Genomic DNA, 21,530 nt, shown 5'->3' with positions numbered 1-21,530 from the left:
CCCGGGAGCCGCGAAGGGAGCCCGAGATGAACGGGTCGAGCATCGCCGTGGTCGCCGTCGCCGTCGCGCTGACCGCCCTGTCGGGCTGGTACTTCTTCGGGCCGAGGACGACGCGCCGGGCCACCGTCGAGGACGGGCTCCAGGTCGTCAGGGTCACCGTCCGCGGGGGGTACACCCCCGACGTCGTCCAGGTCGTCGCCGGCCTGCCGGTCCGCGTGCTCTTCGACCGCCAGGAGTCCGGTGACTGCTCCTCGCGGGTGGTCTTCCCCGACCTCGGCGTCAACCGGACCCTGCCCGCGTACGAGACGACGGCGGTCGACCTCCCGCCGGCAACCCCCGGCGAGCTCGCCTTCACGTGCGGGATGAACATGATCCGCGGACGGCTCCTCGTGGTCGCGGCCGGCGAGGCCGGCGGGCCCCAGCGGCTTCCCGCGGCGCCACCCGGCTCGGTGCGCACGACCACGAACGCCGCGGCCCTCCCCGACACCGAGGCCGGGGACCCCGAGGCCGCGGAGCGTGCGGCGGAGATCGCCGACCTCCGCCGCCGTGTCCTGGTGGGGGCCGCCCTGACCTCCCCCGTGGCCCTCGCCGTGATGCTCACCGAGCTCCTCGAGGTCTCCTGGGTGCCCGAGGCGCTCATGAACCGCTGGCTGCAGCTCGCCCTCGTCACCCCGGTGTTCCTCTACACCGGGTGGCCGATCCACCGGACGGGCTGGCTCGCGCTCTCGCACCGCACCGCCGACATGAACTCCCTCATCACCCTGGGAACCGTCGCCGCCTACGGCTACAGCCTCGTCGTCACCCTGGCCCCGGGGCTGCTGCCTCCCGACGTGCGCGAGGTCTACTACGAGGCGGTCGGCGTCATCCTCACCCTCATCCTCCTCGGACGCCTGCTCGAGACGAAGGCCAAGGCCGGCACGGGCGAGGCCATCCGGACCCTCATCGGCCTGCAGCCGCGCACTGCGCGGGTGGCCCGCGACGGGCAGGAGCTCGACGTCCCGGTCGCCGAGGTCGTCGTCGGCGACGTGGTCCTGGTCCGCCCGGGCGAGAAGCTCCCGGTCGACGGCGAGGTCGTCGAGGGCCGGTCCTCGGTCGACGAGTCGATGGTCACCGGTGAGCCGATCCCGGTCACCAGGTCCGCCGGTGACGCCGTCATCGGAGCCACGATCAACCGGACGGGGTCGTTCCGCTACGTGGCGACCCGCGTGGGCGCCGACACCGTGCTCGCCCAGATCATCGCGATGGTCCGGGCCGCCCAGGGATCGAAGGCGCCGATCCAGCGCCTCGTCGACGAGGTCTCGAGCTACTTCGTCCCGGCCGTCATCGGCGTCGCGATCTGGAGTGCGGTGGCGTGGACGCTCGTCGGGCCGCCGCCGGCAGTCGTCCTCGCGCTCGTCGCCGCGGTCTCGGTGCTCATCATCGCCTGCCCGTGCGCGCTGGGCCTGGCGACCCCGCTGTCGATCACGGTCGGCACCGGCAAGGGCGCGACCGCAGGCATCCTCATCCGCTCGGCCGAGGCGCTCGAGACGGCGCACCGCATCGACACCGTCGTGCTCGACAAGACCGGCACGATCACCAGGGGGGAGCCCGCGCTGACCGACGTGGTGCCCGCCGAGGGGTTCGCGGCCGACGAGGTGCTGGCCCTCGCCGCCGCCGTGGAGCGGCTGTCCGAGCACCCCCTGGCCGCCGCCATCGCGGCGGGCGCGCGCGAACGCTCCCTCGACGAGGGCGAGGTCCGGGACTTCGAGTCGGTCACGGGTCAGGGCGTCGTGGCTCTCGTCGAGGGCCGACGGGTCCTCGTCGGCAGCGAGCGCCTCCTCCACGGTGCCGGCGTCCCGACCGGGTCCCTCCTCGCCTCCGCGCAGGTGCTCGCGACGGACGGCCGGACCCCGATGCTCGTCGCCGTCGACGGCCGCCCGGCCGGGGTGGTCGCCGTCGCCGACACCCTCAAGGACGGCTCCGCCGCTGCCGTCGCCGCCCTGCGGCGGCGCGGGATCGACGTCGTGATGATGACCGGCGACAACCGCGCGACGGGACGGGCCATCGCGCGGCAGGTCGGCATCGACCGGGTCGTCGCGGAGGTGCTGCCCGAGCACAAGGCATCGGAGGTCGCTCGGCTCCAGGCGGAGGGACGGGTGGTGGCGATGGTCGGTGACGGCATCAACGACGCGCCCGCCCTGGCCCAGGCCGACATCGGCTGCGCCATCGGGACCGGCACCGACGTGGCCATCGAGTCCTCCGACATCACCCTCATCTCCGGGGCGCTCTCCGGGGTGGTGACGGCGATCGACCTGTCGCGGGCCACGATGCGCAACATCCGGCAGAACCTGGCCTTCGCGTTCGTCTACAACGGCCTCGGCATCCCGGTCGCCGCCGGGGCGCTCTACCCGCTGCTCGGGCTGCGGCTCAGCCCGGTCATCGCGGCGGCGGCCATGGCGCTGTCCTCCCTGTCCGTCGTCGCCAACGCCAACCGGCTGCGCCGCTTCCGCGTGGTCCCTCCAGGGGTGCCTCGACCCGGCATCTGGCAGAGCCCGATGCTCTCGGGCCGCCTTCATCGAACCTTCACACGACGTTGAGCGGCATGCCGGGGTGAGCCGGGCAAGGTGGTGGGTCCCCTGCTCCCGCCACCCGGAGGAACCATGCCGTCCCGCCCTGCCCGCACCATCGGTACCGCTCTCGCCGCGACCCTGGCCCTGGCCGCGCTGGCCGGGTGTGGCAGCACCCAGGACCACTCGTCGATGCCGGGCATGACGTCCTCCGCGTCATCGGCGCCGTCGTCGGCCGCCCAGGGCGACGTGATGTTCGCCCAGATGATGATCCCGCACCACGAGCAGGCCATCGAGATGGCCGACCTCGCGCTGCGCGAGGAGGCGCAGGCGTCCTCCGAGGTGAGGCGCCTCGCGATGCAGATCCGTCAGGCCCAGGACCCGGAGATCGCCACCATGCGGCGGTGGCTCACGTCGTGGGGCGCCCCGACCGGTGGCTCGATGGACCACTCGATGCCGGGCATGATGGGCACGGGCGACATGGACGAGCTAGAGGCCGCGACCGGTGAGGCGTTCGACCGGCAGTGGCTCACGATGATGGTCGCCCACCACGAGGGCGCCGTCACCATGGCCCGGGACGTGCTGTCCACGACCACGGACGCCGAGGTCCGGACGCTGGCGCAGGCCGTCATCGACGGGCAGCAGAAGGAGATCGCGACGATGAAGGACCTCCTGCGGTGAGGCGGACGCTCCCCACCGCCGGTGCCCTGAGCGCCGCCGTGCTCCTCGCCGCAGCGGGGTGTTCCGGCTCCCCGGAGGACGACGCCGTCGGGGCCGCGGCGCAGACCGCCCCGCCCGCGGAGGCCCGGACGGCGCTGCAGGTCCCGGTCTCGCTCGGCCACGTCCACGGCCTGGGCAAGGACCCGGGGTCAGGGAACCTGCTGCTCGCGACGCACACCGGCCTGCACCGCGCCAGCGGGGGCACCTTCACCCGCGTCGGGCCGGCCGTCGACCTCATGGGGTTCGCCGTGGTCGGCCCGGGCCACTACTACGCGTCGGGGCACCCGCAGCCGGGCGTCGACCTCCCCGAGCCCGTCGGGCTCATCGAGACCCGCGACGGCGGCGAGACCTGGACGGCGCTGTCCCGGGGAGGCGAGTCCGACTTCCACGCCCTCACCGCCGCCGGCGACGGCGCGGTGGGCTACGACGGCGCGCTGCGCCGGACGGACGACGCCCGGACGTGGAGCGAGGTCGGGACCCGCTTCGAGCCGCTGGCGCTCACCGGCGCGGCGGGTGACCCGCACGTGGTCGCCGGCACCGAGTCGTCGGTCATGGTCTCGGCGGACGCGGGCCGGACCTGGTCGGCCGTCCCGGGATCCCCGGCACCGGCGCTCGTCAGCCGGGCCGACAACGCGGTCATCGCCCTCACCGCCGACGGCGGCATCCACCTCGCCGACGCCACCGGGACGGCGTGGCGGACCGAGGACCTCGTGGCGCCGGGCGCCTCCGCCCTCGTGGCCAGCGGCAGCACCACCGAGCTCGAGATCATCGTCCTCGCGGAGGAGGGTCTCCTCGTGTCGCGAGCCGGCGCCCCGTTCGAGCCGTTGCGCGCGGGCGACCCGGTGGCCGACTGACGCGGTCCCCGGCCGCCCGGGCGTTCGGTCGGGCCGGACGCCGAGCGCTGCTGGGTGTGCCAGCCGCACTGCGTCAGGCCCTGGCGAAGCGCACCCGGTCGTGCGCCGCGGGTCGGCGCCCCGCGCGGGGCGGTGGGCGCGGCGCGCGGAGCAGCGTCGGACGGCTCGTGGTCGCTCACGGCCGCACTGTCGGGGACGACGGTCCCCCTGGTCCCGCATCTCGACAGGTGCGGGCGTGTCCGCTCAGCCGGCGGCGGCGAGCAGCGCGCGGCACGCGGCCTCGCATCGCCGGCACGCCTCGGCGCAGACGCGGCAGTGGTCGTGCATCGACGCGTGGCTCTCGCACTCCGCGCCGCACGTGGAGCACGCCTGCGCGCACGCCTCGAGGAGCGCACGCGTGACGTCGGCACCGGTCGCCGTCTGCCGCGACAGGACGGCGGCGGTGGCGGTGCAGATGTCGGCGCAGTCGAGATCGCTGCGGATGCAGCGGACCAGGTCGGCGACCATCTCCTCCGCCAGGCACGCGTCGGCGCAGGCCGTACACGCCTGGGCACACTCCAGGCACGCGCGGATGCAGTCGGCGAGCGTCGCCCGGTCGGCGGCGCCCGGACCCTGCGGGTGCGCCTCGAGCATGGTGTCGACGGTGTGCATGGCGGACTCCTTCGCCGAGGCGGCGGCCGACGGGGTCGTCGACACTCGGATGCCGTGGCTGCGGTGATCGCTACCCCGTCCGGGTGGAACCATGCAGGAAGCCGGCCGCGCCGAGCTCCTGGAACACCGTCAGCTGCAGCCCGGCGGGGCCTTCGGCCCTCGCGTTGAGCGAGTCCCACGGGGTCCTCGTCGGCGGGGCGATGACGCCGGCCCCGGCGGCAGCGAGCTCGGCGGTCACGGTGTCGGCGTCCTCGACCTCGAACGCGACCCGGAGGTGGGGGCTCACGGCCCGTCCGACCTCGACCCGGTCGATCATCGCGACCTGCTCGGGGTTGGAGATCTCGAGGGTGGCGCGGCCGACGTCGAGGATCGTGACCTTCTCGCCGGCGTCGCCGTGGACGACGAGCTCCTCGGGTGCGCCGAGGACGTCGCGGTAGAACCGCACCGCCTCGTCGTAGTCGGCCGCCTCCACGACGAGCCTCATCTGGAGGACCCGGCCGGGTGCTCGGGTTGTCGTCATCGGTCTCCACCTCTCAGGGACGTCTGTGGCCGCCAGCGTGGGCCGGGTCGCTGTCCGGTCCCTGTCCGCGCCCGGACGGGGGACGTGCGACCGGCGGCGCGCCGGCGCACCCTCCGGGGGACAGCGCCCGGACAGCGCCTCGTCGCACCGTGGAAGCACACCGAAGATCCGACCAGGAGGACAGATGCCTGAGCTGACCCTGCTCGTCGCGGGCATGGGCTGCCGCGGCTGCGTGCGCGACGTGACCGCGCGCCTCCGTGACGTCCCCGGCGTGGAGCGGGTCGTCGCCGACGCCGACCGCCACCTCGTGCGGCTGCACGGCTCGATGACCCTTTCCGACGTCCTCGACGTGCTGGCGCGCAGCGGCATCGACGCGCGCGTCGTCGGCGACGCGTCCGCCGACGTGAGCGCCTGACCGGCCGGACCAGGGCCGACAGAACCCGGACAGTGCCCGAACAGGCCGTCCGCGGACCGTGACGACAACCGGCCGACCCACGGCCATCGTCACGAAAGAGACCACCATGACCCCCACCCCATCCCCCGCGGGGAGCCCGAACAGCCGACGCTGGCTGGCCCTGGGGCTCATCGCCGCCGCGCAGTTCATGGTCATCATGGACACGTCGATCATCGGGGTCGCCCTGCCGGAGATGCAGGCCGACCTCGGCTTCACCCCCCAGGACCTCAGCTGGGTCTTCAACGCCTACGTCGTCGCCTTCGGCGGACTCCTCCTCCTCGGCGGCCGGCTCTCGGACCTCCTGGGGGCGCGACGGGTCTTCGGCGCCGGCTGGACGGTCCTCGCCGTGGGGTCGCTCGCGGCGGGCCTGGCCGACACCGTCACCGTCGAGCTCGTCGGGCGGGCCGTCCAGGGCGCCGGGGCGGCGCTCATCGCCCCGTCGGCGCTCACCCTCCTGTTCACGATCTTCGGCGGCTCGCCGAAGGAGCTGACCAAGGCCCTCGCGCTCTATGGCGCGGCGGCCCCGGCCGGCGGCACCGCCGGCGTCTTCCTCGGTGGCGTGCTCACCGAGTACGCGAGCTGGCCCTGGGTCTTCTTCGTCAACGTCCCCCTCGCCGTCGCGGTCATCGCGCTGACGCCGGGAGCGATGCCGAAGGGAGCCACCCGCCGCGGCTCGCTCGACCTCGTGGGAGCCGCCACCGTCACCGGTGGGCTGGCGTCGGTCGTGTTCGGCGTCGTGAGCGCGCCCGAGGCGGGCTGGACCTCGACCACGACGCTCGCCACGGGCCTCGGTGGCCTTGCCCTCCTCGCGCTGTTCGTGTGGCGCCAGGCCCGTGCGGCGCAGCCGCTCATGCGCCTGGGCATCTTCCGGACCCCGAACCTCGCCGCCGCCAACGCCGCCCAGTTCATGCTCGGTGCGGCGTGGATCCCGATGTTCTTCTTCGTGAACCTCTACCTCCAGCAGGTGCTCGGCCTGGGCGCGTTCGCGAGCGGTGCCGCCCTGCTGCCCCTGACGGTCACGATCATGGTCGGGATGATCGCGGTGGCGCCGCGTCTCATCGGTCGCTTCGGCCCGAAGGCGATGACGGTCGCCGGCCTCGCCACCCTCGGCGCCGGTCTCCTGTGGCTCGCGGCGATCCGCCCCGACGGCAGCTTCACCGTCGACGTCCTCCCGGCGTCGCTCGTCACCGCTGCCGGCATGGCCATGGCGTTCATCCCGTCGCTCGGCCTGGCCCTGTCGTCGGCGGCCCCCGAGGAGGGCGGCCTCGCCTCCGGCATCGTCAACACCAGCTACCAGGTCGGCTCCGCCCTCGGGCTGGCCGCCATGACCGTCGTGGCCGCCGCGTTCGGCGCCGGCCACCACGCCGACACCACCGCCCTGACGGACGGCTTCTCCGCCGGCCTCGTCGGTGCTGCCGCCATCGCCGTCGCGGGGGCCGCCCTGGCCGCCGCCTGGCTGCGCACCCCGCGTCCTGCGACGACCGTCGCGGACGAGCCGGCCCCGGCCACCGTCGGCTGACACCCACCCGACGTCACGACACCCGTCGTCGACCGCCGGCGACCGCCGGCACCCCCTCAAGGAAGGAAACCACCGCCATGAACAGCCAGACCTACACCGTCGTCGGCATGACCTGTGACCACTGCGTCCGCTCCGTCACCGAGGAGGTCGACGCCATCGAGGGCGTGACCGCCGTCGGCGTCGACCTCACCACCGGGGCACTCGTCGTCACCGCCGACCGCGTCGTCCCCACGGACAGCGTCCGTACCGCGGTCGAGGAGGCCGGCTACAGCCTGCGCTCCTGAGCACCCACCGTGCGCCCCACGGCGAGCCGAAGGGGCCCGGCCACCACCCTGCGACGGGTGGGTCCGGTTCGAAGGCCCACGTGGGGCGCACGGTCGCGTCCGTGACCGTCCGGCCCGGTCCGGCCCGGACACGGGGCGGACAGGGGCCGGACAGTGCCTGGCCCGACCGTGGTCCACGACCCGACCGAACCCATCGAGGAGCCGGCATGACCACCAGCACCACCACCACGACCATCGCCCCGAGCGACACCGAGTCGATCGCGGCCACCGAGACGTGCACCCTCCAGATCGGGGGCATGACCTGCGCGTCGTGCGTGCGGCGCATCGAGAAGGCCCTCAACAAGCTCGACGGCGTCTCCGACGCGCGGGTGAACCTCGCGACCGAGGTCGCCTCGGTGACCTTCACCCCGGCGCTCGTGGGCCTGGAGCAGCTGACCGAGGCGGTGACGAGGGCCGGGTACACCGCGACCCCGAAGCACGTCGGCGACACGACTGCGCCCGCCCCCGCACGCCCTGCCACCGACGGCGGACCCGAGGCCGACGACCGTGACCGTGAGCTGTCCCGGATGAAGGTGCGCTGGCAGGTCGCCCTCGCCACGGGCCTCGGCCTCATGGGCCTGATGTACGTCCCCCTCTACATCGACACCATGGACTGGCTGATGCCGGCGATCCTCGTCGTCGCGACCGTCGTCCAGTTCTGGGCCGGGCGGAGCATCTACGCCTCGGCGTGGGCCGCGACGAAGCACCACACGACGAACATGACGACGCTCGTCTCGCTGGGGACCGGTGTCGCGTGGGGGTACAGCACCTTCGTCACCCTGTGGCCCGGCCTCGCCGAGTCCTGGGGCCTCCCGCTGCACGTCTACTACGAGACCTCCCTCGTCATCATCGCGCTCGTCCTCGCCGGCAAGTGGATGGAGGGGCGGGCCAAGAAGCGCACCGCCGCCGCCGTCACCGCCCTCGTCGGCCTCGCACCACGCACCGCGCTGGTCCTGCGCGACGGCATCGAGACCGACATCCCCGTCGAGGACGTCGTCGTCGGCGACGTCGTCCGCATCCGACCCGGCGAGAAGATCCCGGTCGACGGCGTCGTCGAGAGCGGCACGACGACCGTGGACGAGAGCATGCTGACCGGCGAGAGCCTGCCCGTCGACAAGGCCCCGGGCGACGGCGTCATCGGCGCGACCATCAACACGACCGGCTCGGTGCTCGTCCGCACCACCGCCGTCGGCGACGACACCGCGCTGGCGCAGATCATCCGGCTCGTCGAGGACGCCCAGGGCTCCAAGGTGCCGATGCAGCGCCTGGCCGACCGGGTCTCCTCCGTCTTCGTGCCCCTCGTCATCCTCACGGCGTTCCTCACGGCGGCCGCCTGGGCCGTGTTCGGGCCGGGCACCGAGAACCTCACGATGGCGATCAGCACGACGATCGCCGTCCTCATCATCGCCTGCCCCTGCGCCCTCGGCCTCGCCACCCCGACCGCCGTCATGGTCGGCACGGGTCGCGCCGCAGAGCTGGGAATCCTCATCTCGAACGGCGAGGCCCTCGAGCAGGCCCGCCGCCTGACCGCCGTCGTCCTCGACAAGACCGGCACCATCACGCGGGGCCGACCGGCCCTCACCGCGGTCCACACCCTCGACGGGCACGACGAGCGCGAGGTGCTGGCGCTCGTGGCCGCCGCCGAGGCCGCGAGCGAGCACCCCGTGGCCCAGGCGATCGTCGCCCACGCCCGCGAACTCGGTCTCGAGCTGCCCCCGCTCGACGCGTTCGAGGCCGTCCCCGGCCACGGGCTCGACGCCGTCGTCTCCGGGCATCGGGTGCGCATCGGCAACCGGGCGCTCATGGAGCGTGACGGCATCGACGTCGGCGGCCTGGCCGCCGTCGCCGACGAGGCCGCCGGTCGCGGGGAGACCCCGATGTTCGTCGCCGTCGACGAGGACGCCACCGCCCTGGTGTCGGTTGCCGACACCGTCAAGCCCGAGTCGGCCGAGGCCATCGCCCAGCTGCACGCGCTGGGCCTGCAGGTGTGGATGATCACCGGCGACAACGCCGCGACCGCCCGCGCCGTCGCCGCCCGGGTCGGCATCGACCACGTCCTCGCCGAGGTGCTCCCCGCCGACAAGGCGGCCAAGGTCTCGGCCCTCCAGGCGCAGGGGCACGTCGTCGCCATGGCCGGCGACGGCATCAACGACGCCGCCGCGCTCGCCCAGGCCGACCTCGGCATCGCCATCGGGACCGGCGCCGACGTCGCGATCGCGGCCTCGGACGTCACCCTCGTCGGTGGCGACCTGCGCGGCATCGTCTCGGCGATCGCGCTCTCCCGGCGCACGGTGAGCACGATGAAGCAGGGGCTCGCCTGGGCCTTCGGCTACAACGTCCTCCTCATCCCCGTCGCCGCCGGCGCCCTGTACGCCTGGAACGGGCTGCTGCTCGACCCGGTCCTCGCCTCCGCGGCCATGGTCATGAGCTCGGTCAGCGTGCTGACGAACGCCCTGCGCCTGCGCCGGTTCCGCCGGCCCGCCTCGGTCGAGGAGATCCTCCACCCGCCGCTGCGCCAGGCCGTCGGCCAGTACGCCTACCTCGTCGGCATCGGCGTGGCCGCCCTCGGCATCGGCGCCGCGCTCACCGCCGTGAGCCGGATGGACTTCGCCGAGCGCGGCATGAACGGCACGCTCGCGTGGGTCCAGTCGGCCGGGATGCCGATGCGCCCCTCGATGAGCGTCATGATGACCGCGGAGGCGCCTCCGGTCGAGGCCGAGGAGGCCGGCGTCGAGGTCCGGCTCACCGTGCCCGACGGCATCCGCGCCGGCGTCCCGACCAGGGTCCTCGCCGCGGTGGTCCACGCGGACGGACGTCCCGTCGAGGACCTCACCCGCGGCCACGAGGCGTGGATGCACCTCATCGCCACGCGCAGCGACCTCGGCAGCTTCAGCCACGTCCACCCCGAGCCCACCGGCCGCCCGGGCGAGCTCGCGGTCGAGCTCACCTTCCCCACGCCCGGCGAGTACGTCGTCAACACCGAGGTCCGCCGTCGGGGCGAGATGACCGACGTCCACCAGCGCCAGGTCGTCAGCGTGGTGGGCGACACCCCGCCCGCCGCCCCGGTGGTGGCCGGCCCGCGCAGCGTCGTCGTCGACGGCGTCCGGGTCGAGCTCGTCGGCGACGCCGAGGTCGGCACCCCCAGCGACCTCCACCTCCGGTTCAGCGACGCCGCGAGCGGCACCCCGCTGGACGACCTCCAGCCGTTCCTCGCGGCCGCCGGTCACGTCGTCGTCATGCGCGAGGGTGCCTCGACCTTCGCCCACGAGCACGCCGAGGTGAGCGACGATCGCGGCCGCCCGGTGTTCGCCCTCCCCGGCCAGGCGTTCGGGCCCGAGCTCGGGCTGCACGCGGAGTTCCCGACCGCCGGCACCTACCGGCTGTGGGGCCAGTTCCGCACCGCCGACGACCGGGTGCTCACCGTGCCCTTCACCGTCGAGGCGCGCTGACCGCCGGTGCGGCCCGCGCAACCGCGGGCCGCACCGGCCGTCGCCGGCCCGGCCACCGTCCCCCCACCCACCCTCGCCCGTCCCCCAGGAGCACCCCCCGTGAGCACCGACACCGCCGCCGCCCTCCCCCTCCGACTCTCCGACACCCGGCTGGCCGCCCTCGTGGGCGGCTGGCGCGGCGCCCTCGACGGCGCCCTGCCCCCGATCGTCTTCGTGGCGACCAACGCCCTCGCCCGGACGACGCAGCCCGCGACCGTGGCCCTGCGATGGTCCGTCGTCGCGGCCGGCGCCGTGGGCCTCGCGCTCGTCCTCGTGCGCCTCGTCCGGAGGGAGACGCTCAAGCAGGCCCTCCGCGGCATCGTGGGGCTCGCGGTCGCCACCGCGTTCGCCTCGGCGTCCGGCGAGGCCCGGGACTTCTTCCGGCCCGGGATCTGGGTCGACGCGGCCTGGGCCGTGGCGTTCGCCGTGTCGGTCCTCACCGGTCGGCCCCTCGTCGGCGTCATCCACGCCTGGCTGTTCCGCACCGGCACGGCCTGGCGACGTGACCGCCGGCTCCGCCGGGCCTTCGCGGCCCTCACCTTCGGTTGGTCCGCGGTGTACGCCCTGCGGGCGGGCGTCGGGAGCCTGCTCTACGGTGCCGACGAGGCCGGGCTCCTCGCCCTCGCCAAGATCGCCCTGGGGTGGCCCCTCACGATCGTCGGCGTCATGGTCACGCTCGCCGTCCTGCGACGGACCGCAGCCGACGGACGCGAGCCGGCAGGGCAGGCACCCGCCTGACCCACCAGGACCATTGCCGGTCCGCTCGTGGCGAGGAAGCATGGCCCCCACGGCTCGAGAGCGGAGAGTGAGTGGACGACGTCCGGTTCCGGTTGCTGGGACCCACGGAGATCCTCGTCGACGGTCAGCCCGCCCGGCTGCCCGGCGGTGCGGAACGCGCCCTCCTCGTCCTGCTCCTGCTGTCACCGGGGCGCTCCGTCCCGGCGAGCACGCTGATCGACCGGCTGTGGTCGGAGACGTCGCTGCCGGTCGACCCCGTGAACGCCCTGCAGATCCGGGTGTCGAAGCTGCGCCGGGCGCTGACCGCGCACGGGGTCCCCCCGGTCACGCGCGACCACGCCGGGTACCGCCTCGACGTCGACGAACAGGCGATCGACGCCGCCCGCTTCGCGACCATGCTGCGTGGCGCACGCGACGCGGCGGCGGGTCCCCGCGACGACGCGGCCGAGGTCGGGCTCGCCGTCTACGACGAGGCACTGGCCCTCTGGGTCGGTGAGCCACTCGCCGACTTCCCCACCGAGGCGTGGGCGCGACAGGAGGCCTCGCGGCTCACCGGACTGCGTCTGGCCGCCCTCACCGAGCGGGCGCAGCTGGCCCTGGCGCTGGGACGGCACACGGAGGTCGCCACCGACCTCGAGCCGGTCGTGGCGGCCGACCCGACGCTCGAGGCCCTGGCGGGACAGCTGATGACGGCGCTGTACCGCGGTGGGCGGCAGGCCGAGGCCCTCGAGGTGTTCACCCGCACCCGCACCGTCCTCGACGACGAGCTCGGTCTGGAGCCCTCCGGGTCGCTGAGGGCGCTCCACGAGCAGGTCCTGCGCCAGGATGCGGCCCTGGCGGGGCCCACCGGCGGCTCCGCCCTCCTTCCCGGCGGCCTGCCGGGGCCGGCCCGCAGCCGCCTGACCGAGGTGCGGGACGCCCCGGGGTCGCTGCCCACGGTCGCGCGGCCCCTGCTCGGTCGTGACGAGCAGCTGGCCGAGCTCGAGGGACTGCTCACGAGCGAGCGGCTGGTGACCCTCGTCGGCCCGGGAGGCGCCGGCAAGACCTCGCTCGCCCTGGCCGGCGCCATCCGCGCGCGCGACGCGTTCCCGGACGGCGCCGTCGGCGTGCGGCTCGCTCCCGTCGCGGACGCCACCCACGTCCCCGCGACCGTCGCCGAGGCGCTCGGCGTCCCCCTCGACGGCGCCGCCGCCGAGCGTGACGTCCGCGTCCGCCTCGCGCGGTTCCTGGAGCACCGCCGGGTCCTCCTGCTCGTGGACAACTGCGAGCACCTCGTCGACGCGGTCGCCACGCTGGTCGACGAGCTGCTCGGGCGCTCGGAAGGGCTCACGGTGCTCGCGACCAGCCGTGAGGCGCTCGCGGTGCCCGACGAGCTCCAGCTGCTCGTCCACCCCCTCGCGGTACCCCCCGAGGGCACCCCCGCCGCCGACGTCCTGCGCTACCCGGCGGCGACCCTGTTCGCCGAGCGGGCCCGGATGCTGCGGCCCGGGATGGTCCTGCCCGAGGACGACCTCCGGGCCGTGGCCCGGATCGCCCGGGCCCTCGACGGGCTGCCGCTGGCCATCGAGCTGGCCGCTGCGCGCGTCTCGACCATGTCACCCGGTGAGATCGCCACGCGCCTGGGGCGTCGCTTCGAGCTGCTGACCGCCGGGGCGCGGACGGCCGAGTCGCGCCAGCAGACCCTGCGCGCCACCGTCGACTGGAGCTACGGGCTCCTCGACGAGACGCAGCGAACCGTCTTCGACCGCCTCTCGGTCTTCCGGGGCGGCTGGACCCTGCGGGCCGCGGAGGAGGTCCTCGATGACGACGACCTGTCCGCGGCGGCCGTCCTCGACACCATGGGCCGGCTCGTCGAGCGCTCGCTCCTCGTCGTCGAGCCCGGCGCCACCACCCGCTACCGGATGCTCGAGACCCTGCGGGAGTACGCGCGGGAACGGCTGGCTGCCGCGGGCCTCGAGGACCGCGTGGCTCGACGCCACGCCCAGCACTTCCTGCGCGTGACCCAGGAGGGCGACCACGGGCTGCGCGGGCACGGACAGCGCGACGCCCTCCGCATGCTGCGGGCCGAGCAGCCGAACATCAGGGCGGCGATGTCCTGGTGGGTCGACCACGACGAGGCCGACGCCGCGCTCTCGATGGCCGGGGCGCTCGGACTCTTCTGGCACCTGGGTCGCCACCTCGAGGGGCGCGAGACGCTCGACCGCGTGCTGCGCCTGGAGGGAGGAGGTGCCGAGGCCAGGGCCCGTGCGTTGCAGGCGGTCTCGCTCGTCGAGCGGCCCCGCGCCTGCCTCGTCCACCCCAGCCCCCGGTGCGCCGAGACGGCGGCCGAGAGCCTGCGGCTCTTCGACGAGGTCGGTGATGCGTCGCGAGCAGCGCTGTCGCGCGTGCTTCTTGCCGTGGAAGGCGTGACGGGGGCCGAACCCGAGCGCTCCCGGCGTCTCCTGGCCGAGGCCGAGGCGCGGTTCACGACCGACGACGACCCGTGGGGACGGGCCGTCATCGGCTTCGTGCGGATGGAGACCGCCCTCAAGGGCGGTGACGAGGAGACGGCCGTGGCCACGGGCACGACCACGGCGACCGCGTTCCGCCGCCTCGACGACCCGTGGGGGCTCTCGGCGATCCTGTACCACCTCGGCTGGGGCCTGCGTCAGTTCGGACGCTACGAGGACGGGGCCCGGGTCCTCCTCGAGGCGATCGACGTCGCCACCGGCGCGGGGATCTTCAACACCGTCCAGTGGGCGCTCGCCGACCTCGGCGTGGCCCGCCTCCACCTCGGTGACCGTGACGGCGCCCTCGACGCCTTCGCCCGGGCCGCGAAGGCCTCCGACGAGGTCGGCGACGGGGCGGGTGTCGTCCTCGCCGCGTACGGACGCGGTCTCCTGGCCTGGAGCGACGAGCGGTTCGACGAGGCTCGCCCCCTCTTCTCCGAGGCCGCGGAAGGCTTCGGCCGGCTCGGCACACCTGTTCCGCAGGGGCTCGCGGTGGTCGGCGTCGCCCGGTGCGACGAGGAGGACGGCGAGCTCGACCGAGCCGCCGACCGCCTCGAGGAGGCCCTCGTGACGGGGCGGTCGACCGGTGAGGGCGCCCTCGTCGCCGCCGCCCTCGAGGGGCTCGCCCGGGTGGCTGCCCGGCGGGACGACGCGACGGAGGCGCGGCGCCTCGCCGACGAGGCGTCCGTGATCCGGCTGACCGCGCGGCGGCCCGCGACGCCGGTCGAGCGGCGCGACCTCGCGGCGGTGCTCCCACCGGCGAGCGGGCCCACCGGCTCGGCGGACCCGCTCTCGGTCGGCTGACTCAGCACCCGCAGCCGGCGCCGGAGCAGGTCGTCGCCGCCGTGGGCAGCGGGTCGGCGCAGTCGGCCGGATCCACGCTGCGGCACAGGAACCAGGCGAAGGCCAGGGCCGCGCTCCCCGCCACCGCCACGGTGCCGGTGAGGGCCGGGCCGTAGCCCACCGCGGACTGGAGGAAGCCGACCCCGGCGTACCCGGCACCCCCGAGCCCCGCGGCGAGACCGAGCACCCGGCCGACGGCTCCCGCGGCCGAACCCTCGCCCGGGCGTCGGGCGTGGGAGACGAGCAGCGGGAGGGAGCCGGACAGGCCCGCGCCGGCCACCGCCATCGCGACGAAGGTGCCGGCCAGTGGGAGGAAGGGGACGGCGGCCGCGGCCACGGACCCGAGGGCCACGGCGACCATGAGCACGGCGCGCGCGCCGTGACGACGCGCCAGGACCGCGAGCGCCATCCCGCCCACGGCGCCGGAGGCGGAGTAGGCCGCGACGACCCACGGGACCGCCGGGTGCGAGCCTCCCAGCTGCGAGGCGACGAGCACGGCGGTGCTGGCGCCGACCGTGGTCCCGGCGAGCGCGACCATCGCGCCGGCGGCGACCGCGAGGCGGACCTGGCGCGTTCCCCGGGCGCGGACCTCGGAGCGGTGGGTCGCCGTGGACGTCGCCGGCCCGAACACCTGGGCCCGCACGGCCACGGTCAGCGCGACGAGGGTCGAGGCCACGGGGACGGCAGCGGCCCAGCCGAGGGCGTCGATCGACATGACGACACCGAACGGCACGAGCGCGGACCCGGCCGTCCCGACCGCCGAGAACGCTGCGAGGGGGAGCGACTCGCGGCCGGACCGCGCCGCCCGAGCCATGAGGGCACCCGCGGCGGGGTGGAACAGGGACGATCCCATGCCACCGACGAGCACGGCGAGGACCGCCTGCAGGACGCTGCCGGCGGCCGGGACCGCGCCGTACCCGACACCGGCCAGCACCGCCCCTGCGGCGGCGACGCGACGCTCTCCGTGGCGGTGCACCAGGCGCGCCGACAGCGGCTGCAGGAGGGAGGCGGCGGCGAGGGCCACGGCGACGACGAGCGAGAGGACCGACGGCGAGGCCCCGGTCCGCGAGGCGAGGAGCGGCTGGAGCGGGACGAGGAGGCTGGTGAGCCCGTCGAGGGCGAAGTGCATCAGGCCCAGCCCGGCCAGCGCAGCGGCCGTGGCCACCGCGGCCACCCGCTGGGCAGCGCGGCGCGAGAGCGCCGTCCGGGGCGCAGTCCCGGTGACGGGTGTCGCGATCGAGGTGTCGGTGACGAGGGTCGCTGTGGTGGACATCGGGTGCTCCTTCACGCCTGCCGGATCCGGCTGTGCCGTCCGGCGTCTTTCAGCCGTCCGGGACAGGGTGTGGGGCTGGGCTTGCGCCGTTCTGTCGCTCGGCTGTCCACCTGCCTCCGGGCGCACCCGGTGGCGTCGGGCCCGACCGGTGACGTGCCGGCCGTCCGTCACCTCCGCGGATCAGTCCGGGAGGGGCCTCCCCGTCGCCCGCGGAGGATCGGCAACCGGTTCACCCTGGCCGCCGCGGAGGCGCCGGGGCCATGCGCTGAACCGTCCGAGGAGGGTCAGGACCGCCGGGACGAGGACGGACCGCACGACGAGGGCGTCGAGCAGGACACCCAGCGCCATGACGAAGCCGAGCTCGTGGAACTGGCGAAGCGGGACGATCGCCAGCATCCCGAAGCTCGCGGCGAGGGTGATCCCGGCCGCGGTGATGGCCCCGGACGTCTCCGGGACGCGTTCGGCGATGGCCTGCCGCAGCGGGACGTGGTCGGCCCGGGTCCACACGTGACCGACCCCGTAGATGTTGTAGTCCGAGCCGAGCGAGAGGAGCAGGACCGACGCGGCGAACGGCACGTAGAACGCCACGTTCTCGTGGCCGAGGCGGTCCTGGAAGAGCAGCGTGAGGCAGCCGAGGGACGCCGCCAGGGCCAGCACGCTGCAGCCGAGGAGGAGGACGGGCGCGACCACGGCCCGCAGGAAGAGCATGAGCAGGAGGAGGTTGACGACGAGGACGGCGATGCCGATCCGTCGTAGGTCGGAGTCGGTGGCTGCCACGAGCTCCCTGGAGACGGCGGTGTCCCCCGCCAACCCGAACCGGGCCGCCTCGAGCCCCACGTCCTCCAGCATCGCGGGCAGCGCCGCCGACAGCCGGTCGAGGTCCTCGATGGCCCTCGCGCCGAGGGGGTCGTGCTCGAGGACGACGAGGACGCGGGCGGCGTTGCCGTCCTTGCTCACGAGCGCCCCGCGGACCGCCTCGTCGGGCAGCGCCCCCGGGCTGAGCACCCCCGCGACCCCGGGCTGGTCGTCGATGGCCTGCCCGAGCCGGGTGAGCCGCTCCGGGTCGCTCCCGATGCCGGGCCCCTGCAGGAGGAGCTCGGTCGGCGCGACGATGCCGGGAGCGAACCCCGAGGACGCCGCCGCGGCGGCCCGGGCGGGCGCACTGTCGGCGGGCAGGCCGGCGACGAAGGACACCCCGAGCTGGAGGCGGCCGGCCGACGCCCCGACGGCCGCCAGTCCCACGAGGACGGCCCCGCCCACGACCAGCGACACGAGACGCACGGTGAGGACCCGGGCCGCGCCGCGAGCGAGGAGGCGCCGGCGCTCGCGGTGCGTCCGGGTCGGCCAGAACAGCGACCGGCCGAGGATGGCCATGAGGGCGGGGAGCAGGGTGAGCGAGACGACCACCGACACGAGGACGGACAGGGCGAGCACCGGTCCGAAGGCCCGGAAGAAGCCGGCCTCGGCCACGAGCATCGCCGCACAGCCGGCCGCCACCGCGATCCCGGCGACGAGCACGATCCGACCGGTCTGCGCGGCCGACGCCTGGGCCGCGGCGCGGCGGTCGGTGCCGGCTTCGAGCCCGCTGCGCATGCTCGACAGGAAGAAGATCGCGTAGTCGGTGACGATGCCGAGGACGAGCGCCAGCACGAGGGGCTTCAGCTCCTCGGGCGCTCCCCCGGCGACGAGCCCCCCGACGTAGTTCGTGACCCGGACGGCGAGGAAGTACGACAGGGCAGCGGTGGCGAGCGCCACGAGGGGCGCGACGAGCGACCGGAACTTGAGGGCCACGATCCCGATGACCACCGCGAGCGTCGCACCCTCGAGCAGCAGCAGGTGGTCGTAGAGGATGGTCGACTGCGCGACCTGCCCGGGGACCGTCCCGGTGACCCCGACGAACGAGTCGTCGGGCTGCTGCACGTGGTTGCGCGCGAACTCCTCTGCGGCGGTGACCTCGTCGGCGAAGGTCGTGCCGGGTTCGGTGAAGACGTACGTGATGGCCGTCGTGCCCCGTTCGGACGAGGCGAAGACGTCCTCGACGTTGACGATCGGCACCACCGCCGCGATCGGTGCGACGTCGCGGACCTCATCCTTGGCCACGGCGGCGGCGCGTTCGACCAGTCGACGCTGCGCCTCGGGGGACAGGCCGTCCGGGTCGCGCTGGACGAGCATCGTCCGGGACAGGACCGGGAACCCGAAGGCCCGCGCCGACGCCGTCTCGGTGGCGATCGCCCGGCTGTTCGGCGGCGCGAACCCGCCGAGGTCGGCGTTGACGCTCGTCGCCGGGAGCCACAGGGCGGCGGCGCCCGCCCCCACGGCCCAGCCGACCACCACCAGCCAGCGCAGGCGCACGACGAGCCACGCGTAGGACCTGGAGACCCAGCCGGCCTCCGACCGGCGCCACGTCCTCATCGGCCTGCCTCCCGTGGGGGGACCGGGCCCACGGGACCGGCGACACCGTCGCCGGCCGACCCGACCGGGGGTCGCGTCATCTCGTAGCTGGCGAGGGTCTCCACGAGGAGCTCCGAGGCGGCCAGCGTCGTGTCCGACGTCCCGGCCAGGTCCGTCTCGGCCAGCTCGGCGACCACCCGGTGGTGGATGTGGACGAGGTCGATGACGCTGACGCCACCCGCGAGCGCCCTCCTCCCCAGGCCGTAGCCCTCGGCCAGCACCGTTTCGTCGCGCCTCGAGAGGTACCGGAGCAGGATCGTCCGGTAGTCACGCACGAGGTCCTCGAGCACCGTCACCGGGAGCCGCCGCCGCGCCGGGACGCCGCCAGGTGCACGAGGCCCTCCTCCAGGTCGAGCGCGGTGGCGACGTCGCCCGTGCTCATGCCGAGGCACACCATCGCGAACGCGACATCGGGCTGGATCCCGACGATGACGGTGTTCGCTCCGCGGAGGCGGGCCATCTCGGCGATGGTGCGCAGGGTCCGGGTGCCGAAGCTGTCGAGGACGTCGAGGGCGGCGACGTCGATGATGACGCCGCGTGCACGGTGCTCCCCGATCTGGCGGACGAGGTCGTCCTGGAACCGCACCATCTCCGTGTCGTCCAGCGCAGTGTGGATCGACGCCACCAGGGTGTCACCCTGGCGCAGGATGGAGACGAGAGCGGGTCCGTTGCTCACGAGAGGTCTGCCACCTCCGTCCGCGTGACGCGGTAGCCGAGGAGCCGCTCGGCCTCCTCGAGGCCGCCCTGCAGGTCGCCGATGGTGTTCATCTTGCTCAGGTCCACGCCGATGGTGACGAGGGTCTGGGCGATCTTCGGCGACAGGCCCGTGATGATGACGCTGGCGCCCATGAGGCGCGAGGCGTCGACGGTCTGCACGAGGTGGTTGGCGACCGTCTGGTCGACGTCGGGGGCGCCCGTGATGTCGATGACGACGACCTTGGCCCGGTGGGTGCGGATGCCGCCGAGCAGCTGCTCGGTCAGCTGGCGGGCCCGCTCGCTGTCGAGGATGCCGATGATCGGGAGGATGAGCAGTCGCTCGCGCACCGGGAGCACGGGGGTCGAGAGCTCGCGGATCGCGTCCTGCTGCTGGCGGATGACCCGTTCGCGCTCGTCGACGAAGCTGACCGCGACCGTGTTGGCGATGCGGTTCGCCGCGGGCTCGTACGCGTCCAGGATGCGGTTGAGCAGCGCGAAGTCGCGCTGGTACTTCTCGAACAGGGAGCGGGCCAGCACGTCGCGCAGCAGGAGGACGATGCCGACGACCTCGTGGGTCTCGACGCCGCGCGGGATGATCCGCTCCGAGAGGTCCCGGGCGTAGTGCTGTAGCGCCTCGACACTGCCGGTCTCGAGGACCTCGACGTAGTTGTCGTAGACGGAGGTCGTCTCGGCACCCATCTCCTGCGGCGTCATCGCCTGCAGCAGGTGGGCGTCGCGGATCCGCGAGACCCACTGGTCACGCAGGGTGCTGCGGTGCTCGCGGAGGTGGGCGACCAGCTCGGGGAGCAGCTGCTCCTCCAGCAGGGTGCCCCCCTCCGGGTGCCCCTGGGGTGTCCCGTCGGTCATGGTCGTGCCTTCCTGTCGGTCCACTTGGTCATGCTCACGGTGGTTCCGCGCCCGGGCTCGGAGACGATGTCGAACTCGTCCATGAGCCGCCGGGCGCCGGGCAGGCCCAGCCCGAGGCCGTGGTACGTGCTGTAGCCGTCGGTGAGGGCACGCGGGACGTCCTCGATGCCCGGGCCGGCGTCCCTCGCGACCACGCGGACCCCCGGTGCCGGCGCCGCCACGAGGGTGATGACGACCTCCCCGGACCCCGCGAACCGCACGATGTTGCGGGAGACCTCCGACACCGCGGTGGCGATGAGGGTCAGGTCCGTGCCCTCCAGCCCTGCACGGGAGGCCATCTCGCGCGCGGCCTTGCGCGCCGTCACGATGTCGGGATCGGCCTCGATCGGGATCGTCACCTCGTCGTCGCGCGTCGGTCCCCGGGCCGCCAGGGGTTCGGCGAGCGAGGCGCACACCTCGCACTCGAGGAGGTGCTGGGCGGCGTCGACCTCACGCTGTCGCCGGCGGTCGGCCGCGGACACCGCGAGGAGCACCGGGCTGCACCGGTCCGTGGGGAGCTCGACGTGGTTGAGCGCCAGGAGGTACTCGACGCGCAGCCTGGCTCGGGTGCGCTTGAGCCTGGCGGCCACGGCACCGGCCGTCGAGCCACTCGCCTCGGCCAGCGGCCCCGTGCCCTGCCCCTCCACGTCGTGGGCGAGGAGGAAGGCGCGGTCCTCGTCGTCGAGTCGCGCGACGGCCTGGGCCATCGCCACGCGCTCCTCGTCGACGACCACGGCCTGGTCGGCGCGCTCGGGCTCGGTCGGGTCGAGAGCGCGGTGCAGGTTGCGGTCGTCGCGGTCCTTGGACCGCCACATGGTCGCGACGAGGTTGCGGACCGTCGTGATGGCATAGGGCTCGAGCATTCCCGGCTCGATGCGGTCCCGGGCGTCCAGGACCCTGACCAGCGCCTCCTGGACGAGGTCCTCCGCCGAGGGGTGAGAACCCACCCGGGCCGCGACGATCCGCCGGAGCATCGGGAGCAGCGCGGCGACCTGCTCGCCATCGATGCCCGGTTCCCGCGGCTCCGCGGCGGCCTGTCCGCTCACAGTTCGCGACACT

General features: G+C 74.5%; 17 protein-coding genes. 9 read left to right on the top strand and 8 right to left on the bottom strand.

Annotated features, from left to right (window positions below):
- The first annotated feature begins 26 nt into the window (after positions 1-26).
- The 3 genes from ACK8HX_RS06865 to ACK8HX_RS06855 all read left to right on the top strand — a co-directional run bounded on the left by ACK8HX_RS06865 (position 27) and on the right by ACK8HX_RS06855 (position 4,120).
- The gene (locus ACK8HX_RS06865) at positions 27-2,576 is read left to right on the top strand and encodes a heavy metal translocating P-type ATPase (protein ID WP_411939933.1); all 2,550 of its coding nucleotides are present in this window, start codon (positions 27-29) and stop codon (positions 2,574-2,576) included.
- A 63-nt stretch (positions 2,577-2,639) separates the two neighbouring features.
- On the top strand, positions 2,640-3,227 hold the full coding sequence (locus ACK8HX_RS06860; RefSeq protein WP_411939932.1) for a DUF305 domain-containing protein: 588 nt from the start codon (positions 2,640-2,642) through the stop codon (positions 3,225-3,227).
- The gene (locus ACK8HX_RS06855; protein ID WP_411939931.1) at positions 3,224-4,120 is read left to right on the top strand and encodes a F510_1955 family glycosylhydrolase; all 897 of its coding nucleotides are present in this window, start codon (positions 3,224-3,226) and stop codon (positions 4,118-4,120) included. Before ACK8HX_RS06860 ends, ACK8HX_RS06855 begins: the two co-directional genes overlap by 4 nt.
- Before the next feature lie 243 nt (positions 4,121-4,363).
- Here ACK8HX_RS06855 and ACK8HX_RS06850 read toward each other — a convergent pair whose 3' ends face one another.
- Together ACK8HX_RS06850 and ACK8HX_RS06845 are read right to left on the bottom strand one after the other, a co-directional pair.
- The gene (locus ACK8HX_RS06850) at positions 4,364-4,771 is read right to left on the bottom strand and encodes a four-helix bundle copper-binding protein (RefSeq protein ID WP_411939930.1); all 408 of its coding nucleotides are present in this window, start codon (positions 4,769-4,771) and stop codon (positions 4,364-4,366) included.
- Positions 4,772-4,841: 70 nt separating this feature from the next.
- Entirely contained in the window at positions 4,842-5,291 is a 450-nt protein-coding gene (locus tag ACK8HX_RS06845; RefSeq protein ID WP_411939929.1) for a VOC family protein, read from the bottom strand.
- 184 nt (positions 5,292-5,475) lie between these two features.
- On the opposite strand from ACK8HX_RS06845, the gene ACK8HX_RS06840 reads away from it, so the two are divergent.
- From ACK8HX_RS06840 to ACK8HX_RS06815, 6 genes are all read left to right on the top strand, one after another.
- Positions 5,476-5,706 (top strand): cation transporter, encoded by a 231-nt coding sequence (locus tag ACK8HX_RS06840; protein ID WP_411939928.1) that lies wholly within the window; start codon positions 5,476-5,478, stop codon positions 5,704-5,706.
- A 106-nt stretch (positions 5,707-5,812) separates the two neighbouring features.
- Complete coding sequence (locus ACK8HX_RS06835) at positions 5,813-7,264, top strand: MFS transporter (protein ID WP_411939927.1); 1,452 nt, start codon at positions 5,813-5,815, stop codon at positions 7,262-7,264.
- Between the two features lie 77 nt (positions 7,265-7,341).
- On the top strand, positions 7,342-7,548 hold the full coding sequence (locus ACK8HX_RS06830) for a heavy-metal-associated domain-containing protein (protein WP_411939926.1): 207 nt from the start codon (positions 7,342-7,344) through the stop codon (positions 7,546-7,548).
- Between the two features lie 206 nt (positions 7,549-7,754).
- Complete coding sequence (locus ACK8HX_RS06825; RefSeq protein ID WP_411939925.1) at positions 7,755-11,036, top strand: heavy metal translocating P-type ATPase; 3,282 nt, start codon at positions 7,755-7,757, stop codon at positions 11,034-11,036.
- 99 nt (positions 11,037-11,135) lie between these two features.
- The gene (locus ACK8HX_RS06820) at positions 11,136-11,813 is read left to right on the top strand and encodes a DUF3159 domain-containing protein (RefSeq protein ID WP_411939924.1); all 678 of its coding nucleotides are present in this window, start codon (positions 11,136-11,138) and stop codon (positions 11,811-11,813) included.
- A gap of 71 nt (positions 11,814-11,884) precedes the next feature.
- Complete coding sequence (locus ACK8HX_RS06815; RefSeq protein ID WP_411939923.1) at positions 11,885-15,106, top strand: AfsR/SARP family transcriptional regulator; 3,222 nt, start codon at positions 11,885-11,887, stop codon at positions 15,104-15,106.
- Between the two features lies 1 nt (position 15,107).
- On the opposite strand, the gene ACK8HX_RS06810 is transcribed toward ACK8HX_RS06815, so the two are convergent.
- The 6 genes from ACK8HX_RS06810 to ACK8HX_RS06785 form a co-directional block, all read right to left on the bottom strand.
- A complete protein-coding gene (locus tag ACK8HX_RS06810) occupies positions 15,108-16,418 on the bottom strand; it encodes an MFS transporter (protein ID WP_411939922.1) in 1,311 nt (436 codons plus the stop codon).
- Between the two features lie 180 nt (positions 16,419-16,598).
- On the bottom strand, positions 16,599-18,830 hold the full coding sequence (locus ACK8HX_RS06805) for an MMPL family transporter (RefSeq protein ID WP_411939921.1): 2,232 nt from the start codon (positions 18,828-18,830) through the stop codon (positions 16,599-16,601).
- Positions 18,827-19,165: a phosphatase RsbU N-terminal domain-containing protein gene (locus tag ACK8HX_RS06800; protein ID WP_411939920.1), complete on the bottom strand. Its 339-nt coding sequence runs from the start codon at positions 19,163-19,165 to the stop codon at positions 18,827-18,829. Before ACK8HX_RS06800 ends, ACK8HX_RS06805 begins: the two co-directional genes overlap by 4 nt.
- Positions 19,162-19,545, bottom strand: coding sequence for an STAS domain-containing protein (locus tag ACK8HX_RS06795; RefSeq protein WP_411939919.1), 384 nt, complete (start codon positions 19,543-19,545; stop codon positions 19,162-19,164). The genes ACK8HX_RS06800 and ACK8HX_RS06795 overlap by 4 nt, the downstream gene beginning before the upstream one ends.
- Entirely contained in the window at positions 19,542-20,432 is an 891-nt protein-coding gene (locus ACK8HX_RS06790) for an STAS domain-containing protein (RefSeq protein ID WP_411939918.1), read from the bottom strand. Before ACK8HX_RS06790 ends, ACK8HX_RS06795 begins: the two co-directional genes overlap by 4 nt.
- Positions 20,429-21,517, bottom strand: a complete 1,089-nt coding sequence (locus ACK8HX_RS06785; RefSeq protein ID WP_411939917.1) for a sigma-70 family RNA polymerase sigma factor — start codon at positions 21,515-21,517, stop codon at positions 20,429-20,431. Before ACK8HX_RS06785 ends, ACK8HX_RS06790 begins: the two co-directional genes overlap by 4 nt.
- Between the last annotated feature and the right edge of the window lie 13 nt (positions 21,518-21,530).

The organism is Oryzobacter faecalis (genome assembly GCF_046764005.1).
GTDB classification, from domain to species: Bacteria; Actinomycetota; Actinomycetes; order Actinomycetales; family Dermatophilaceae; genus Oryzobacter; species Oryzobacter faecalis.
Note: the sequence above shows the minus strand (reverse complement) of the source record. Positions and strands in the feature narration are given on the sequence as shown.

Excerpts from the sequence above, each read along its gene's own strand:
- ACK8HX_RS06830 (WP_411939926.1), top strand. The coding sequence starts at position 7,342 with ATGAACAGCCAGACCTACACCGTCGTCGGCATGACCTGTGACCACTGC.
- ACK8HX_RS06790 (WP_411939918.1), bottom strand. The coding sequence starts at position 20,432 with ATGACCGACGGGACACCCCAGGGGCACCCGGAGGGGGGCACCCTGCTG.
- ACK8HX_RS06845 (WP_411939929.1), bottom strand. The coding sequence starts at position 5,291 with ATGACGACAACCCGAGCACCCGGCCGGGTCCTCCAGATGAGGCTCGTC.
- ACK8HX_RS06810 (WP_411939922.1), bottom strand. The coding sequence starts at position 16,418 with ATGTCCACCACAGCGACCCTCGTCACCGACACCTCGATCGCGACACCC.
- ACK8HX_RS06825 (WP_411939925.1), top strand. The coding sequence starts at position 7,755 with ATGACCACCAGCACCACCACCACGACCATCGCCCCGAGCGACACCGAG.
- ACK8HX_RS06860 (WP_411939932.1), top strand. The coding sequence starts at position 2,640 with ATGCCGTCCCGCCCTGCCCGCACCATCGGTACCGCTCTCGCCGCGACC.
- ACK8HX_RS06850 (WP_411939930.1), bottom strand. The coding sequence starts at position 4,771 with ATGCACACCGTCGACACCATGCTCGAGGCGCACCCGCAGGGTCCGGGC.
- ACK8HX_RS06865 (WP_411939933.1), top strand. The coding sequence starts at position 27 with ATGAACGGGTCGAGCATCGCCGTGGTCGCCGTCGCCGTCGCGCTGACC.
- ACK8HX_RS06840 (WP_411939928.1), top strand. The coding sequence starts at position 5,476 with ATGCCTGAGCTGACCCTGCTCGTCGCGGGCATGGGCTGCCGCGGCTGC.
- ACK8HX_RS06805 (WP_411939921.1), bottom strand. The coding sequence starts at position 18,830 with ATGAGGACGTGGCGCCGGTCGGAGGCCGGCTGGGTCTCCAGGTCCTAC.
- ACK8HX_RS06835 (WP_411939927.1), top strand. The coding sequence starts at position 5,813 with ATGACCCCCACCCCATCCCCCGCGGGGAGCCCGAACAGCCGACGCTGG.